This window comes from Corynebacterium accolens (assembly GCF_023520795.1).
Classification (GTDB): domain Bacteria; phylum Actinomycetota; class Actinomycetes; order Mycobacteriales; family Mycobacteriaceae; genus Corynebacterium; species Corynebacterium accolens.
In genome coordinates, this window is record NZ_CP046605.1 from 942,930 (window position 1) to 958,388 (window position 15,459).

A 15,459-nucleotide genomic window follows, 5' to 3' on the forward strand; every position below is an offset into this window, starting at 1 on the left:
AATATAGATTTAAAGTCATGTCTCGCTTAAGTCCTCTCAACTGGCCGGTGGTGCGCCAGCTGCGTAGCGGCGATCCCTTTGGCAGGGATATCAATACGCAATCAACCAAGAGCAAGGAAAAGCACGGACGCACAGTGGAAGCTGACCGCGTGGTGCAATCCGTGTGTCCATATTGCGCGGTTGGTTGCGCCCAGCGCGTGTATGTCAAAGATGACCGGGTCATCCAGATTGAGGGCGATCCAGATTCGCCGATTTCGCGCGGGCGTCTGTGTCCCAAGGGCTCGGCATCGGAGCAGTTGGTCAACTCCGCAACGCGATTGACCAAGATTAAATATCGCGCCCCGCACTCCACCGAGTGGCAGGAGCTGGATGAAGACACCGCGATGGACATGATCGCGGATCGTTTCTTGGAAGCGCGCCGGAAGGGCTGGCAAGACACCGATGATTCGGGGCGGACTCTAAACCGCACGATGGGTATCGCTGGCCTTGGCGGCGCGACCTTGGATAATGAGGAAAACTACCTCATTAAGAAGCTTTTTACCGCTGCCGGTGCGGTGCAGCTCGAAAACCAGGCGCGCATATGACACTCCGCCACAGTTCCTAGTTTAGGAACTTCGTTTGGCCGCGGCGGCGCAACCCAACCGCTGCAGGATATGGCGAATGCTGATTGCATCGTCATCGAGGGTTCGAATATGGCCGAGTGCCACCCGGTGGGATTCCAGTGGGTCGTAGAAGCCAAAAAGCGTGGTGCCCGCATTATTCACGTGGATCCGCGGTATACGCGTACCTCTGCGTTCTCTAACCGCCACATTGGCATTCGCGGCGGTACCGACGTGGTGCTGCTGGGTGCGGTCATTAACTACATGCTCCAGAATGAGCTGTACTTCCGCGATTATGTCGTCGCATATACTAATGCGCCGATGATCATCTCGGAGGATTACCAGGACACCGAGGAACTGGACGGACTGTTTTCTGGCTATGACCCGGAAACCGGCACGTATGTGACCGATTCGTGGCAGTACGTGCAAAAACCGGAAGGTTCTTCTTGGAATGTGGAGCGCGATGACACCCTGGAGCATCCGAATTCGGTTTTCCAGATTCTCAAGCGCCATTATGCGCGCTATACACCTGAGCTGGTAGAAGAAACCTGCGGCATCGCGCAGGAGGACTTCTACTACCTGGCGGATTCCATTGCGCAGAATTCCGATCCGGAACACACCACGTGTTTCGCTTATGCCTTGGGATTTACCCAGCACACCTTGGGAGCGCAGTTCATCCGTACCGCTGCGATCCTGCAGCTTTTGATGGGCAATGTGGGCCGCCCGGGCTCGGGAATCATGGCCCTGCGCGGGCATGCCTCCATTCAGGGTTCCACCGATATCCCGACCCTTTTCCACTCCCTGCCTGGCTACCTGCCCATGCCGAGCGTGGAAAAGCAGACGTGGCCGGAATTCGTGGATGAGATCCGGGATGAGTCCCAAAAGGGCTTCTGGCAGATTGGCGAGAATTACGCCGTGTCCTTGATGAAGTCCTACTGGGGAGATGCGGCGACCAAGGAAAATAACTGGGGCTATGACCTTATGCCGCGCATTTCCGGCGCGCATTCTACCTACGAAACCCTGCAGGCCATGCTCAATGGTCAGGTAGATGGCTACTTCGTCTTCGGCCAAAACCCGGCGGTGGCGCAGTCCAATGGCGGCATGCAGCGCCGCGGTTTGGCGTCGCTGAAGTGGCTGGTTGTGCGCGATTTCCAGGAAATCGAAACCGCATCGTTCTGGAAGGACGCGCCGGAGATTAAAAACGGCGAGCTGAAGACCGAAGACATCGAAACCGAGGTCTTCCTAATGCCCGCAGCCACCCACGTGGAAAAGGCCGGTACCTTTACTCAGACCCAACGTATGCTGCAGTGGCGCTTCCAAGCGGCACCGCCGCCAGGCGATGCCAAGAGCGATCTGTGGTTCTTCTACCAGCTGGGTAAGAAGCTGAAGGAACGCCTGCGCGATTCCACCGATCCGCGCGATCTCCCGCTCCAGAAGGTGACGTGGGATTACGTGGAAAATGAGGAAGGAGAGCCGAACTCCGAGGACGTCCTCAAAGAGATCAACGGCTACTACCTGGATGGGCCCAAGAAGGGTGAGCTTTTGCCCACCTTCGTGGAGATGAAGAATGACGGCACGACTTCCGGCGGCTGCTGGATCTACACCGGCGTGTACAAGGATGGCGTCAACCAGTCCGCGCGCAAGGTCCCGGGGTCGGAGCAGAACGAGGTCGCGCCCGAGTGGGGCTGGGTCTGGCCTGCTAACCGCCGCATTTTGTACAACCGCGCTTCGGCTAAGCCGGATGGCGCCCCGTGGTCCGAGCGCAAGAAGTACGTGTGGTGGGACGAGGCCCAGGGCAAGTGGGTAGGCGATGACGTCCCTGACTTCCCGGTGACGAAGTCGCCGGAGTACAAGGCTCCTGCCGATGCCGTCGGTCCCGACGCCCTCGATGGCACGGACGCCTTCATCATGCAGGCGGACGGTCGCGGTTGGCTCTTTGCGCCTTCCGGGCTTTCCGATGGCCCTTTGCCCACCCACTATGAGCCGCAGGAGTCCCCGGTGACCAATGTGCTGTATAAGCAGCAGCAATCGCCGACGCGCTTGACCATCAAGCGCCCGGATAACCTGCAGCGTCCAGAACCGGGCATGCCCGGTGCGGAGGTTTTCCCGTTCGTATTTTCTACCTACCGCCTCACGGAGATGTACACCTCGGGTGCGATGTCGCGCCGCCTGCCTTATTTGGCGGAGCTGCAACCTGGCCTATTCTGCGAGGTGGATAAGGACTTGGCCGCAAAACGTGGTCTGGAAAATGGCGAGTGGGCGACGATCATCTCGCCGCGCGGTGTGATTGAGGCGCAGGTCTTGGTCACCGATCGCATGCAGATGCTGAAGATCAATGGGGAAGAATTCCACCAGATTGGCCTGCCCTTCCACTACGGCGAGTCCGAGACCACCGCTGTGGCAGGCGACGGCGCTAACGATCTCTTGGGCCTTACGCTCGAGCCGAATGTGTTCATTCAGAACTCAAAGATTGGTGCCTGCGATATCCAACCGGGCCGCCGGCCAAGGGGAGAAGGTCGCTTGAAGCTGCTCAAGCAGTACCAGGAGAGGGCGCAGTTAAGTGTGGATTCCGGCAATGATTTGTTGTCGGTTCCTGACTCGTTTACCTATAACCCGGAACCCGAAAAGCATGGCCAGCCTGGGGCGGAAAGTAGTGACGGCGAGACGGCAAGTAAAGGCGAAGAAGGTAAGTAAATGACTAATCTACTGACCGAGGACGCGGGCCGGCACGGCTATGATTCCTACCGCCGCATGGCCTTTTTCACCGATACGTCCGTGTGCATCGGCTGCAAGGCCTGCGAGGTGGCGTGCAAGGAATGGAACCGCAACCCGGTAGAGGGATATGACGTCACCGGTGATTCCTATGACAACACCGGTGCCTTGGGCGCTAATACGTGGCGGCATGTGGCCTTCGTGGAACAAAACAACGACCGCATTGAGAAGGCACGCGAAGAGGGAAAACAGCTTATTTCCCTGGGCATGCCCACCATCGGTGGAAAGCCTGACGAGGTCGATACCACTCCGCCGGATACGGATACGTTCCGGTGGTTGATGTCCTCGGACGTCTGCAAGCACTGCACGCATGCAGGGTGTTTGGATGTCTGCCCCACAGGCGCGCTCTTCCGCACCGAGTTTGGCACCGTGGTCGTCCAAGATGATGTGTGTAATGGCTGCGGAACCTGCGTGGCGGGGTGCCCCTTCGGCGTCATCGAACGCCGCGATGACGGCGGGGTGTCGTTGAAATACGATAAGACCGCGACGGTGGATTATCAGGATAATTCGCACGCCGGTATTAATGTGCTGAAAAAGCTCAAGCAGCGCAAACCCCAAGGCACGGATCACACGCCGGGCGAGGCGATGCCGATTAAGAATGTGGGCGTCGCCCAGAAGTGCACCATGTGCTATGACCGCCTGAAACAGGGCGAGCAACCGGCGTGCTCCAAGACGTGTCCCACCGATTCCATTCAGTTCGGTACCTATGAGGACATGCTGGCCGCGGCGAAGGATCGCGTGCGCGTCCTGCACGAACAGGGCATAACGGAGGCGCGGCTCTACGGCGCCAATGACAACGATGGCGTGGGCGGAACCGGCTCTATCTTCTTATTGCTAGATTCGCCAGAGGTCTATGGCCTGCCGCCGGATCCGCGCGTGCCCACTGCGGATTTGCCGAGCATGTATAAGACCGCGGCCAAGGCCATCGGCGGGATGGCGCTGGCCGTGGCGGGTTCCTTTTTGATTGGAGGGCGCAAATGAGCGGTTTTGATGAGTACCGGCCACCGCAGCCGGAGCGGCCGAATCGCTACCGCAACTTCGATGGGCCGAAGCGCAAGAAGAAGCGCAAGCGCCCGGGTGCGGGTGCGCAGGATGGCTCCAAAGAGGAGCGGATGGCAGAAGACTTCGAGTTTTCTTCCTATTACGGCAGGCCGGTAGTTAAGGCCCCGCCGTGGGAGTGGCCCATCGGTGGGTATTTCTTCTTGGGCGGTATTGCCGGCGGTTCGGGTCTTCTCGCCACCGGTGCACAGGCCGCAGGCAACGCACCTTTGCGCCGGACCACGCGGGTAGCGGCCTTTGGCGCGGCGGCCGCCGGTTCGGTCTTTTTGATTTTAGATCTGGGCCGGCCGGAGCGCGCGTTGAATATGTTCCGCGTCTTCAAGGTGACCTCACCGATGTCGCTCGGATCGTGGCTGCTCGCGGGCTTTTCCACCGCGGCGGCCATTCCGGCAGCGGTAGAGGTGGATAATGCGACCAAGCGGAAGCTGCCGCTTCCGAAGTGGCTGCGCGCGAGCCTAGGCAAGGCCGCGACTCCGGCCGGGGTGATAACCGGTGTGCTCGGCGGCCCGTTGGCCGGATATACGGCGGTGTTGCTGTCCAATACGTCCAACCCGGTATGGAATGACATGAAGCGGCACCTGCCCTATGTCTTTGTATCCTCTGCCTCGGCAGCGGCCTCCGGCCTGGCGATGGTGACCACTCCGGTAAAGCACGCCGGGCCCGCCCGCGCCTTGGGCATGGCAGCTGCGGCCAGCGATATCGCGGCGACGAAGGTGCTAGAAAGCAATATGGAGCCGGAGCCGCGCGAGGAATTGCATCACGGCACGCCGGGAAAGCTCATGCGCGCCTCGGAATACTTGATTGCCGCTGGCGGGGTGGGCAGCGCGGTGGCGGCGGCGACGAAGTCCCGCGCCGTATCCGTGGCTTCGGGCCTGGCCTTGATGGCCGGATCCGCGTGCACGCGCTTTGGTGTGCTCAACGCTGGCTTGGAGGCGGTGAAGAACCCGGCCACCACGATGGGGCCGCAAAAACGCCGTGCGGAGCGGCGCCGGCGCGAGCAAGGGCTTGCCACCGACGTGCTCAGCGCAGGCTAGCGAGGGCTAGCTAGTTTAGTCGAGGTTGGCAAAGGAATCGGCGAGCTCTTCGCCGATCTCCTGCATACGCGATTGCTCCGCCTCCAAGGACTCGGAATCGCGGTGGAGATAGTAGTTCACCGCAGCGTCATGCACCGTGGTCACGCAGGTGGTTGAGACGGCATCCTCGACCTCCCAGGCCGAGCAATAAAAATGCCGGTCCGCGGCGGTGAAATCGAACGGCTTGTACTCATTTCTCGCGCGGCCTTGGGCGGCATTTTGCTTGTCGATGTCCTCATTGACCAGCTCCAAGTAGCGCTCCGCCGCCGCATCTGGGTCATCGGGGCATACGGCCTCATTATCGGATTCGTATTTCGTGCCCAGCACGCTAATCTTTTCCGGCGAATCGCCGCCGTAGAGCACGGAGAAGGAGTCATCCTCATCGCTGGTGGAATCGGGATCCTGGTTAGCGCCGATCAGGGTGTCTGGCAATGACGTGCGCAGTTCCGATAATTCGATGGGCGAGCAGCCGCGGTTGGTGGTCCCGTCGGCGCAGGCGACAAGGCTCGCACCGAGGGCGAGGGTGACAAGGGGCAGGCTAAAAAGGCGGTGGTTCATCTTAGGAAATGGTGATGTAGGAATCGTCAGAAAGCGGTGTCGTGCGGCCGATGACGGGGTAGCCCGGGACTTCGCCGATGATGAGGAGGCCGCCGGAGGTTTGGGCATCGGCAAGCAGCACTAGCTCTTCCTCCGTAAGGGAGGAGGGCTGCAGGTGCGGGCGCACCCAATCCAGGTTGCGGCGCGAACCGCCCGGGATAAAGCCTTCCGCGAGGGCATCGGTGGCGCCGTCCACGGTGGGGACCGCGGAAAAGTCCAGCTCAGCCGATACGCCAGAGGCGCGGCACGTCTTGTACAGGTGGCCGAGCAGCCCGAAGCCGGTGACATCGGTGGCCGCGCGCGCACCTGCGGCGACCGCATCCTGGGCGGCCTGGCGGTTGAGCGCGGTCATGGAATCGATGGCGGCCTGGGATACCTCGCCGGTGGCCTTGTGTTTATTATTCAAAATGCCCACGCCGATGGGCTTGGTCAGCGTAATGGGCAGGCCGGCCTCCGCGGCATCGTTGCGCATGAGTTTTTCGGGATCAACGATGCCCGTCGCCGCCATGCCGTACAAGGGCTCCGGGGCGGTAATGGAGTGGCCGCCGGTAATGGAAATGCCTGCCTCGGTGGCCTTATCCATGCCGCCGCGCAGCACCTCGCGCAGGACGTCCAAGCCAAGCTTCTCATTGGGCCAGCCCACGAGGTTGATGGCGGTAATGGGGGTGCCACCCATTGCGTAGACATCAGATAGCGCATTGGCCGCGGCAATCTGGCCCCAGGTATAGGGATCATTGACCATGGGGGTGAAAAAATCCGCGGTGGAAATCACGGCGACGCCGTTGTCGATTTTGACCGCTGCGGCGTCATCGCCATCGTCGAGGCCGACCAAGACATTGGGATCGTCCTTGCCAATGAGCCCTTCTACTGCTGACTCCAATTCGCCGGCGGGAATCTTGCAGGCACAACCGCCACCAGCGGCGAAAGAGGTTAAATCAATCTGCTCCGTCATGCTGGTCATTTTACCCGCCGGAAAGTGGTGGGGCGCCGGCGGTGGGGTGCGCGCGGGTTCTGTAAAGTAGCCAGGCGGAGGCGTACGTGTCCTGGTGGGCGCCCCGGTCTTCAAAACCGGTGAGGCCGAGCAGCTCGGCCTGGCAGGTTCGATTCCTGTCCGCCTCCGCCATACGCGCGCAAGGAGGAAAACGAGTGCCGAGCCATAACGCTGGTCGCCCCGCACATAATGCCCGTGATCCGCGCCGTAATTTACCCCGCATGGATGAGCTTTTGCGGCTACACGCGGTAGAAAGCGCGCGGGAGACAATCGCAGAACACGCCATTCGCGCCACGATTAAAGGCGCGCTGTCCGCCGCCCGCCGCGGAGAGGTACCCGTTACCGGCGTGGAGGCAGAAATTGCGCGGCGCCTGGCGGCCCACAGTACCCATTCCTTGCAGCCGGTTATCAACGCCACCGGCGTCATCATCCATACGAATTTGGGCCGCGCTCCGCTCTCAGAGGCCGCAGTCGAGGCGCTGCAGGCCGCGGCCGGATATACCGACGTGGAAATGGACTTAGACACTGGGCGGCGCTCGTCCCGGCGCGGTGCCGGTGCCACTCAGGCGCTGTTGGCGGCGTGCCCCGGCGCGGAGGATGCGTTGGTGGTCAACAACGGTGCGGCGGCCTTATTGCTGTCCACGGCCGCGCTGGCACCAGGCAAGGAGGTCATCATCTCGCGCGGCGAGCTCATTGAGATCGGCGCGGGCTTCCGCCTACCGGAATTAATTGAATCCACCGCGACGCGCCTGCGCGAGGTGGGTGCGACCAACCGGACGCACCTCCACGATTATGAAGGCGCGCTGGGAGAGGCAACCGGCGCGATCTTAAAGGTACATCCCTCCAACTTCCGGATTGAGGGTTTTAGCAGTTCGGTGGGAGTCGGCGAGCTGGCGCAGCTTGCGAAGAAGCAGGGCACGAAGCTCATCGTGGACCTTGGCTCGGGTTTGCTTACCCACGATCCGGTCCTGCCAGACGAGCCCGATATTCACGCGCAGCTGAAAGCCGGGGCGGATATTGTCATCGCCTCGGGCGATAAGCTTTTGGGCGGGCCGCAGGCCGGCATCTTATTGGGCACTAAGGACGCGATTGCGGCGGTGAAAAAGCACCCGCTGGCGCGGGCGGTGCGCATAGATAAGCTGCGGCTCAATGCCTTAGAGGCAGCGATCACGACGCCCGCCAATGCGGTGAATCAGGCCCTCCACCTTGACCCGGCGCGCCACCGCGAGCGCACCGAGGCCATCGCCGCGGCGGTGGGTGGCGAGGTTGTTGAGCATGCTGGCCGCGTGGGCGGGGGAGGAGCCCCCGAGTACCCGCTGCCCGGCGTAGCGGTATCCCTGCCGGAGGAACTTGCGCCAAAGCTACGCCAGCACACCCCGCCGGTGGTGGCGCGCCAGCACCAAGGCCGCTGCCTCATTGACGTGCGCTGCGTGCCCGAGTCCCAGGACGAGGTGCTCATCGCGGCCATCCGGGCGGTGATGTAGGTGTACGTCATCGCGACCGCCGGCCACGTCGATCACGGCAAGTCCAGCCTGGTGCGCGCCCTCACAGACATGGATCCGGATAGGTGGGCCGAGGAAAAACGCCGCGGGCTGACCATTGACTTAGGCTTTGTCTGGACGGCGCTGCCCTCCGGCGCGGACGTGGCGTTTGTGGATGTTCCCGGCCACGAAAAGTTCTTTGGCAATATGCTCGCCGGGGTGGGCCCGGCCTCCGTGGTGCTTTTCGTGGTTGCCGCGGACGAGGGCTGGCAGGCCCAATCCACCGACCATCGCGACGCGCTGCACGCGCTGGGCATCGAGCACGGCGTCATCGCCTTGACCCGCAGCGACCGCGCCGATGAAAAGCGCCGCGCGGAGGTCACCGCCCAGGTACGCACGCAGTTTTCTGCCACCCCGCTTGCCGATGCCCCCATTATCCCCGTCTCCTCCCACACCGGCGAGGGCCTGGCGGAACTGGGCGCGGCGCTCGATGACTTGGTGGCCCGCGTGCCCGCACCCGACACAGACGCCCCGGTGCGCCTGTGGATCGATCGCGCTTTTAGCGTCAAGGGCGCGGGAACCGTGGTGACCGGGACGCTGAGTGCTGGCACGCTGCGCACCGGCGATGCCCTGGTGCTTTCCACCGCGGCAGGGGACAAGCGGGTGGAGATCCGTGGCTTGCATAGCGAAAATACCGCGCAGGAATCCCTGGGCCCCGTCACTCGCGCCGCGGTCAACCTGCGCGGGGTCGATGCCGCCGATATCCACCGCGGTGATCTGCTGCTTACCCCAGGTGCGTGGCGCGGTGTCGATATCGTGGACGTCCACCGCACTTTTGGCACCGCGCTTGATGAACTGCCCGATAACCTCGTGGTCCACTGCGGCACCGCCGGGATAGAAGCGCACCTGCGGCCGCTGTCAGCGGATTTTGCCCGCCTGCGCCTATCGCGCGCTCTGCCGCTGGTCATCCTGGATCGCCTAGTCGTCCGCAGCCCCGGCGGCCGACATGTTAGCGCCGGCGTGGAGGTCATCGACGTGCGCCCGCCGGAGCTAGACCGCCGCGGCGCCGCCCGCAAGCGTGCCGAGGCATTGGCGGAGCACACCTCTTTCCGCAATCCTTCCTCCTACCTGCAGCGTGTGGGCTATGCCCGGCGCGCGGACCTGGAACTCGATGGTTATGACACCGATGCCACGCCGCCGGGCATCATTAACTTCCACCAGTGGTGGATTGCCGCCCGCCAGGTAACGCGCTGGAAAGAAACGCTGACTACCGCGCTGCAGGAGCACGCTGCAGCGAATCCGCTCGCACCGGGCATGCCGCGCAATGCGGCACTCGATGCCTTGGGCCTTAAGGAAGAAGGGCTGCTGCGCCTAGCGGTAGCCGCTGCGCACGCTGAAGAATCCGAAGGCTTAATCCGGCTGCCTGGCCACACCGTAGATCTCGGCGCCGCCGAGCCCGCCGTGGCCGAATTGGAACGCAGGTTAGAAACTGAACCCTTTGCCGCGCCGGAGGCACACGAGCTTAAAGAGCTGGGGCTGAGCGAAAAAGAACTGGCCGCCGCCGAGCGCGCTGGGCGCCTGCTACGTCTGAAAGATGGCATCATCCTCCTGCCGGACGCCCCAGACAAGGCACGGGAGCACCTCTCACAACTCGAACAGCCCTTTACCTTGTCCGCCGCGCGCCAAGTGCTGGGGACCACCCGCCGGGTGGCTATCCCACTGCTGGAATACCTCGATGCCCAAGGCATTACCCGCCGTGGCGAGGGTGGCAAGCGCACACTGCGCTAAGCACAAGCGGGCGCCTTATTTGCGGTGATTGCCGCCGCGCGGGCGGGACTGCTCGCGCGCCACGCGCCGGGCGCGCACGCGGGCGGATTCGGAAGAAAAGCGGCCCGGTTCCTCTGCGACGGGAAGCGCGCGCCAGCTTAGGTTCTGTGAGCCCGGCATGGACGAGACCAAGTCGGCCAAGCCGCTGCTAGCGGGCGGTGCCGCAGCCTCGTCCTTCTCGTGGGCACGAGGCGTGGTCGGGGCAGCGTCGTTCTCTGGAGCAGCGCTGGGCATTGCGGGCGACGCTTCGGCCGGGCCCAGATCCTTGTTGGCACTCGGGCTGACTGGGCACCGGAAGCCGGCGGGAAGATCGCCTGCAATGTCGGCGGACTCCAGCGCGAACTCCCACCCCTCGGGCTGGGCTGGGGTGGTAGGGCGGGATGTGGTGGTGCTGGGAAGCGCGGTGCGGCCAGACGGCACCCGCAGGGGTGGTACCGCCGGGGAGAACAATTCGGTATCTGTGGCATCCTCTGCGGGGGTATCAACCGCGATCATCCCGCCGCCGCTATAGGCACGGGCTGCCACCACAGTACCGGCTTCTTGTGCCGCCGCATACGCTGCGCGCAGACCCGGCAGCTGGCTCAACACGCCGCACGGGCCGACCACAGTATCGCCACACGAGGCCACGACGGCGTCATCGATGATCTTGAGCGTGACAAAGAATTGCTGCGTTTCAAGGTGAGATAGCTGCTCATCGGTCAGATCGCCTGCCGCAGAATCGATGACCGCACCGTGACCGCCGGCAAGAAGCGCCGATTCGGCCGGCTGGTCATTGACCGGTACCATCCACGGCCACAGCCCGAGGGAGACGGCGACCTCGAGTTCGCCGTCAACGATGCCGACCGTGGCTACCGTCTGCGGAGTGGCCTGCGATGCCTTCAATCGGTGTAGGTCCGGGTATTCGGCTGCCTCTACCTCATCGAGGAACCCGATGAAACCAAATTCCGAACGCACCCGCCAGCCGTTGGAGTAGGTATCGGGCTCTAGAGAGACATCGATAAGAGCAGGCTGACTACCCACGCCAGGAATGCTCAGCACCGTGCCGGAGATGACATGTTCCAGGATGGCGACGTGTTCGACGCCGAAGTAGCTGGTCGCAAGCGGGTAGGGCACCATAGGAAAAGTAACTCCAAAGCTTTAAAGCGGGGCGTAACGTACGGATCTCATTTTACGCATGTGGGGGTAAAACAGCGCTTAGTCGGTGGTTTTAGCCAATGTTCGTTAACGTATTAATGATTCCCTCAAGTTGAATAGTGCATAACGAAATAGGAGTAGGGCTTTGTCGTCTAATTCATCGCCCCGGCCCGATAACGGAACCACCAGTGGGCTGGAAAACGTTAATAATACGGAAGAAAGCCAAAAGCGCGTGCGCGGCGCCAAGCGCATCCTGCACGACATCATCTACCCGCACAATATTCACCCCGCCTTGGTCCCTGGCGTATCCATTGAGGACCAAAAGGTTAAATACAGTGTGGATAAGACCATCTTGAGCGTTGTCGGTGGGCTCGTCATCGCCTTCGTGGTGTGGGGAGTGCTCGCCCCCGAACAGGTTTTTAATACCTCCTCTACGGCCCTGGACTGGGTTATGCGCAACCTAGGCTGGATCTTTACGGCGCTGGCCACCTTCCTGATGTTCCTGCTGTTGATCCTGGCCTTTTCCAAGTACGGGAAAATCCCACTCGGCGTGGATGGCGAAAAGCCGGAGTTTTCCACGATCAGTTGGGCCGCCATGCTCTTTGGCGCGGGCATCGGCATCGGGCTTATTTTCTTCGGCCCCTACGAACCGCTTACGCATTATCTCTCGCCGCGCCCTGGTGCCTATGAGGCCGCCAGCGATGAAGCGGTGCTCGGCGCGCTGGCCCAATCGGCCATGCACTGGGGCCTTAATGCGTGGGCTATCTATGCCATCGTCGGGCTGTGCGTGGCCTACGTGTCCTTCCGCCGCGGGCGCGTACCCCTGATGAGCTCTATCTTGATGCCGCTTTTTGGCAACCGCTCCACCGATTCCACACCGGCGCGCATTATCGATGGCCTGGCTATCATCGCCACCCTCTTTGGTACCGCGGCTACTTTGGGCATTGGCGCGCTGCAGATCGGCCGCGGCGTGGAAATCGTCAGTGGCTGGTCCACCGCTGGCAATACCGCGGCGTTGGTCATCATCATTGTGCTGTCCATCGGCACCATCTTTTCCGCCGTGTCTGGTGTGGCTAAGGGCGTGCGGTGGCTATCCAATATCAACCTGGCATTGGCGCTGGGCATCGCCATCTTCTTCTTCGTCATCGGACCGACTGCCTTGCTGGCCAATATGATGCCCGCAGTCATCATCGAGTACCTCGATAACACCCCTGAGATGTTGTCCGCCAACATGGGCGAAGGCGAAGATATGGTCTCCTTCCTATCCTCGTGGACCACGTTCTACTGGGCGTGGTGGGTATCCTGGTCGCCGTTCGTCGGCGTATTCGTGGCCAAGATTTCCCGCGGTCGCACCATCCGCCAATTCGTCCTTGGCGTGCTGTTTATTCCTTCTGCCATCATCATCGCCGCATTCACCATCTTGGGCGGCACCACCATTTGGCTGCAGCGCCGCGATGGCGATATCGCCCCCGATGGCACCATCGATTCCATGCCGGCGGCCGAAGACATCTTCTTCAACGTCTTGGACCATTTCCCCGGATCCAATTGGATGGCCCCGCTGGTCATCGTCATGCTCGTGGTATTTTTCATCACCACTGCGGACTCAGCCTCGCTGGTCAATTCCCAGCTCACCCAGCGCGGCAACCCACAGCCGAAGCCCTTGGTCACCGTCTTTTGGGTGATCTGCATGGCGGGCATCGCCGTGGTTATTCTCATCTCCGGCGGCAAAAACGCGCTGCAAGGCCTGCAAAACCTCATCACCATTACGGCGCTTCCCTTTGCCGTCATCATCGTGTTGATGTGCATTGCCCTGATTAGGGAACTGCGCCACGATCCGGCCTCCATCCGCCACTATTACGAGCACCAGGCCGTGTCCAATGCGGTCATCCACGGCGTGCGCGAATACGGCGATAACTTTGCCCTGTCGATCGAGCCCACTGCGGGAGACTCCGATTACGCCACCGGCGGCGAATTTGATTCCACCGCCGCAGAGGTCACTGAGTGGTACGCGCGCACCGATGAGGAGGGCCATGCTATCGGTTACGACTACGAGGCTGGCCGCTACGTGGATGATGATCCTTCGGTGGCTAATGGCGAGTTCGTCTCTGGCTCGACCGATGACGATGCACAGACCCCGCCCGCTCATTAAGGCTCGATAAGTTTAGTTAGGTACAGTCACAGACCATGACCTTGTCCACGTTCGCCTTCGCCTTTGGATTGGTCCTGCTCTCGGGCCTGTCCACCTCCATCGGCGGGGCGCTGGCGGTGGGAAAGCGCCAGCCAGGGCCCGCATTTATGGCCGCGGCCCTGGGCCTTTCGGCGGGTGTGATGCTCTATGTTTCCTTCATGGAAATCCTGCCGGAAGGCATAGAGCAGCTTGGCGATGCCCTCGGGGGCGAAAAGCCTGGCACCTGGGCCGCGGTAGGGGCCTTCTTTGCCGGTATTGCGGTCATCGCGATTATTGACCGGATGGTGCCAGAAGAAATTAACCCGCACGAACCGGGCACGACGGAAGAAGACGCCCGCCGGGGCAGGTTGATGAAGACGGGCGTATTTACCGCAGTAGCGCTGGGCTTACACAATTTCCCGGAGGGCTTTGCCACCTTCTTATCCGGCCTGGAGTCCAAGGAGATTGCGGTGCCGGTGGCCGTGGCGATTGCCATTCACAATATCCCGGAAGGCATCGCCGTCGCGGTGCCGCTGCGGGAGGCGACCGGCTCGCGCAAGAAGGCCTTCTGGTGGGCCACGCTTTCCGGACTGGCTGAACCACTCGGCGCGCTCATCGGTTTTGGCCTGCTCATGCCGGTATTGGGGCCGGCCACCATGGGCATTAGCTTTGCCGCCGTGGCAGGAGTCATGGTGTTTATTTCCCTCGATGAGCTGCTTCCCACCGCGGAAGAAACTGGCGAGCACCACTACGCCATCTACGGCCTTATCGCCGGCATGGCCATTATGGCCGTATCGCTCATGCTGTTTATGTAATTTAGTGCTGCGCTGCCGAGGTGGCAGACGGCGAGCCGGTTGAGGCCTTCACGGCCATGACGATGCTGGCGATGACAAGGCCGAGGATGAGCCCGCACACCATGGACAGGCCGGTTTCGGCGAGCCAGCTCAGCGCACCATTGTGGATGTGTTCAGTGGCGGACTCGATAAGCCCATGCGGCTGGTCCACCCCGAATTCATGCAGGCCCGTGGTGACGATATGCCCGCCTACCCACAACATGGCGGCGGTACCGATAATGCCGATGATATCGAGCACGATGGGCATGCCCTTGACCAGGGCATTGCCAAGAAGGGAGTTGCCATCGCGGCGCTGGGTTAAGGCAAGTCCGATGTCATCCATCTTGACCAGCAGCCCCACGGCGCCGTAGACGCCCAGGGTCAAGATGATGCCGACGGCAATGAGCGCGCCGAGGCGCAGCCAGAAGGGCTGATCGATGACCTCATTTAAGGAAATCACCATGATTTCAGCGGACAGGATGAGATCGGTGGTGATGGCGGATTTCACCAGGCTATCTTCGGCCTCGGGGCCCTTGTGCTGGACGGTATCGGTGGCATCGCTTGGGCTGGAGTGGAAGAAGGAGAGGATCTTTTCCGCGCCTTCGAAACACAAATAGGTACCGCCGCACATCAAGATGGGTGTCAGCGCCCACGGCGCGATCCAGGACAGGATCATCGCAATAGGCAAGATGATGACGAGCTTGTTGATGAGCGAGCCCTTGGTGATGCGCCAGATCATTGGCAGCTCACGCTGCGGTTTGATGCCCTCGACGTATTGCGGGGTCACCGCGGCATCATCGACGACGACGCCGATGGCCTTCATAGAGGTCTTGCCGCCTAAGGCGGCCACATCGTCGACGCTGGAGGCGGCGGCGCGGGCGATTAAGGAGACATCGTCAAGCAGGGCGAAAAGGCCACCGGCCATG

General features: G+C 61.7%; 11 protein-coding genes and 1 tRNA gene. 8 read left to right on the forward strand and 4 right to left on the reverse strand.

Going from position 1 to position 15,459, the window contains the following annotated elements; translation table 11 throughout:
- Positions 1-17 precede the first annotated feature (17 nt).
- The 3 genes from fdnG to nrfD are packed head-to-tail and all read left to right on the forward strand — an operon-like array spanning position 18 to position 5,464.
- Positions 18-3,293, forward strand: coding sequence for a formate dehydrogenase-N subunit alpha (gene fdnG, locus CACC_RS04570; protein ID WP_244262175.1), 3,276 nt, complete (start codon positions 18-20; stop codon positions 3,291-3,293).
- On the forward strand, positions 3,294-4,352 hold the full coding sequence (locus CACC_RS04575) for a 4Fe-4S dicluster domain-containing protein (protein ID WP_005280072.1): 1,059 nt from the start codon (positions 3,294-3,296) through the stop codon (positions 4,350-4,352).
- Positions 4,349-5,464, forward strand: coding sequence for an NrfD/PsrC family molybdoenzyme membrane anchor subunit (gene nrfD / locus CACC_RS04580; protein WP_005280073.1), 1,116 nt, complete (start codon positions 4,349-4,351; stop codon positions 5,462-5,464). The genes CACC_RS04575 and nrfD overlap by 4 nt, the downstream gene beginning before the upstream one ends.
- 15 nt (positions 5,465-5,479) lie before the next feature.
- Here the strand turns inward: nrfD and CACC_RS04585 are convergent, their stop codons facing one another.
- Together CACC_RS04585 and selD are read right to left on the reverse strand one after the other, a co-directional pair.
- Positions 5,480-6,061 carry a hypothetical protein gene (locus tag CACC_RS04585; protein WP_005280074.1) on the reverse strand — a complete coding sequence of 194 codons (582 nt, stop codon included), beginning with the start codon at positions 6,059-6,061 and terminating at the stop codon, positions 5,480-5,482.
- A 1-nt stretch (position 6,062) separates the two neighbouring features.
- Positions 6,063-7,052 carry a selenide, water dikinase SelD gene (gene selD / locus CACC_RS04590; RefSeq protein WP_035108640.1) on the reverse strand — a complete coding sequence of 330 codons (990 nt, stop codon included), beginning with the start codon at positions 7,050-7,052 and terminating at the stop codon, positions 6,063-6,065.
- Positions 7,053-7,128: 76 nt separating this feature from the next.
- On the opposite strand from selD, the gene CACC_RS04595 reads away from it, so the two are divergent.
- From CACC_RS04595 to selB, 3 genes are all read left to right on the forward strand, one after another.
- Positions 7,129-7,223 (forward strand) — tRNA-Sec (locus tag CACC_RS04595).
- Between the two features lie 23 nt (positions 7,224-7,246).
- The gene (gene selA, locus CACC_RS04600) at positions 7,247-8,575 is read left to right on the forward strand and encodes an L-seryl-tRNA(Sec) selenium transferase (RefSeq protein ID WP_279625103.1); all 1,329 of its coding nucleotides are present in this window, start codon (positions 7,247-7,249) and stop codon (positions 8,573-8,575) included.
- Entirely contained in the window at positions 8,576-10,360 is a 1,785-nt protein-coding gene (gene selB / locus CACC_RS04605) for a selenocysteine-specific translation elongation factor (protein WP_005280077.1), read from the forward strand.
- Between the two features lie 15 nt (positions 10,361-10,375).
- On the opposite strand, the gene CACC_RS04610 is transcribed toward selB, so the two are convergent.
- The gene (locus CACC_RS04610; RefSeq protein ID WP_005280078.1) at positions 10,376-11,515 is read right to left on the reverse strand and encodes a hypothetical protein; all 1,140 of its coding nucleotides are present in this window, start codon (positions 11,513-11,515) and stop codon (positions 10,376-10,378) included.
- Between the two features lie 250 nt (positions 11,516-11,765).
- Between CACC_RS04610 and CACC_RS04615 the strand changes: the two genes are divergently transcribed.
- Positions 11,766-13,682, forward strand: coding sequence for a BCCT family transporter (locus CACC_RS04615; protein ID WP_005280079.1), 1,917 nt, complete (start codon positions 11,766-11,768; stop codon positions 13,680-13,682).
- A 35-nt stretch (positions 13,683-13,717) separates the two neighbouring features.
- Complete coding sequence (gene zupT, locus CACC_RS04620; protein WP_005280080.1) at positions 13,718-14,515, forward strand: zinc transporter ZupT; 798 nt, start codon at positions 13,718-13,720, stop codon at positions 14,513-14,515.
- Between the two features lies 1 nt (position 14,516).
- On the opposite strand, the gene CACC_RS04625 is transcribed toward zupT, so the two are convergent.
- A complete protein-coding gene (locus CACC_RS04625; RefSeq protein ID WP_005280081.1) occupies positions 14,517-15,458 on the reverse strand; it encodes a DUF808 domain-containing protein in 942 nt (313 codons plus the stop codon).
- Position 15,459: the final 1 nt, after the last annotated feature.

Coding starts and splice junctions, on each gene's coding strand:
- nrfD (WP_005280073.1), top strand. CDS start 4,349: ATGAGCGGTTTTGATGAGTACCGGCCACCGCAGCCGGAGCGGCCGAAT.
- CACC_RS04585 (WP_005280074.1), bottom strand. CDS start 6,061: ATGAACCACCGCCTTTTTAGCCTGCCCCTTGTCACCCTCGCCCTCGGT.
- selD (WP_035108640.1), bottom strand. CDS start 7,052: ATGACGGAGCAGATTGATTTAACCTCTTTCGCCGCTGGTGGCGGTTGT.
- CACC_RS04610 (WP_005280078.1), bottom strand. CDS start 11,515: ATGGTGCCCTACCCGCTTGCGACCAGCTACTTCGGCGTCGAACACGTC.
- zupT (WP_005280080.1), top strand. CDS start 13,718: ATGACCTTGTCCACGTTCGCCTTCGCCTTTGGATTGGTCCTGCTCTCG.
- CACC_RS04575 (WP_005280072.1), top strand. CDS start 3,294: ATGACTAATCTACTGACCGAGGACGCGGGCCGGCACGGCTATGATTCC.
- CACC_RS04625 (WP_005280081.1), bottom strand. CDS start 15,458: ATGGCCGGTGGCCTTTTCGCCCTGCTTGACGATGTCTCCTTAATCGCC.